A 1,534-nucleotide genomic window follows, 5' to 3' on the forward strand; every position below is an offset into this window, starting at 1 on the left:
TTCGCCATGACCGAAGAAGTGCTTGCCCACATGCGCGCGCAGCTCTGAGCCGTTCCCTGCGAAGCGTTGCGGCGCGCTAACCGGACACACCAGCGCGGCTCCGATAACGTGGATGGACGTGACCGGCGCCGCGACCCGAACAGTGCTTGCCGGTGTTTTGTGCGTCGGGCTGGCGTCGGTATCTGTCATCGCTGGCCCGGCCGACCTCTCCGCGGCGCCGGCGGCGCGCAGCGCTTATGTGACCGTTGCGGTGGCCACGGCGTGGACCACCCCGCAGAGCCCGCGCCCAGTCGACCATCCCGCCCTGACAAATCCGGTCGATATTCGCGGCTGGCTGTCCGCAATGACGCTGGACCAGCAGGAAGCGCTCACCTCGGACAATCTCAACCAAACGCAGGTCCTCTTCGGCGACCGCGTCATTGTGGTGCGGGAACAGGGCGAGTGGGACGAGGTAGTGGTCCCCGACCAAGCCACACCGAAGAACTCTCAGGGCTATCCCGGCTGGATTCCCAAGGCCCAGTTGACAATCGACGCGGGCTACGGCGCACTGAAGGAATACGGCCCCTTCGCGCTGGCCGATCGCGGCATCACCACCTGGCTGTACCGCGATTCCGGACTCTCCGATCGCGACCTCGAGATCAGTACCAACACGCGGCTTCCGGTCCTGAACCGCACCGACAAGGCCGTTCAGGTAGCCACCCCCGATCGCGGCCCGAAGTGGCTGGATGCCCGAACGGTGGCGGTCTACGAAAAGCCTACGGACATACCGCATCCCACCGGAGCCGATCTGGCCCGGTACGCCGCCGCGTTCGTGGGCGTCCCCTACGTGTGGGGTGGTGACGCCGGGTTCGGGATCGACTGCTCCGGTTTCACCGCCACCATCTACCAGGTGCACGGCATCACCCTGCCGCGCGACGCCGGCCCGCAGGCCGCCGACAGCCGGGGCCGCCCGGTCGACAAATCCGCATTGCAACCCGGCGATCTGCTCTTCTACTCGCACGGCGGCAGCGACCCCGTCAATCCCGACGACATGTACCACGTGGCCATGTATTACGGGAACGGCGACATGATCGAGGCGTTCGATAAGACGGAACCGGTGCGCATCACCCCGGTTCGCCTGGACGAGGACTACTGGGGCGCGCGCCGCTACCTCAACCAGCCGCGTTAACGGCCGCCGCTCCCGTCGATGACCTCGACCTCGCAGTTAAGGCCCGAGGCACGCGAGAGACGTGCATCAGCGGTGACCAGCACGGCATCCAGAACCTCGGCTAGCGCGATATAGGCGGCATCGTAGGGCGTGACGACATGCCGCAGTTCCCATATGCGCTGCAAAAATGGCTGGTGTGAGGATCGACGGACCGGCAAATCCGCCAAGTCCGCTAACGCACTTACGGCCCTTCGGGCGGCCATCTGTTTTGCTGCAACGTGGCGGCGCCACACCGAGACCACCTCGAGGTCTACAAGTTCGGGCGCGACCAACGTCTCGCCTGCTAAACGTTGCCTCGCGTGCTCGCCGTCTGTTCCGTCATCACCC

Annotated in this window: 2 protein-coding genes; one reads left to right on the plus strand and one right to left on the minus strand. The window is 65.6% G+C overall.

Features of this window, described 5'->3' with window-relative positions:
- The first annotated feature begins 118 nt into the window (after positions 1-118).
- Positions 119-1,168, plus strand: coding sequence for a C40 family peptidase (locus WAO18_RS05225; RefSeq protein WP_422204451.1), 1,050 nt, complete (start codon positions 119-121; stop codon positions 1,166-1,168).
- Here WAO18_RS05225 and WAO18_RS05230 read toward each other — a convergent pair.
- Positions 1,165-1,534, minus strand: a 370-nt coding sequence (locus WAO18_RS05230; protein ID WP_422204452.1) for a type II toxin-antitoxin system VapC family toxin, incomplete at its 5' end; no start/stop codon positions are given. The two genes, WAO18_RS05225 and WAO18_RS05230, sit on opposite strands and share 4 nt — an antisense overlap.

The sequence above is a fragment of the Mycobacterium sp. genome (assembly GCF_049278535.1).
In the GTDB taxonomy this organism is placed as follows: domain Bacteria; phylum Actinomycetota; class Actinomycetes; order Mycobacteriales; family Mycobacteriaceae; genus Mycobacterium.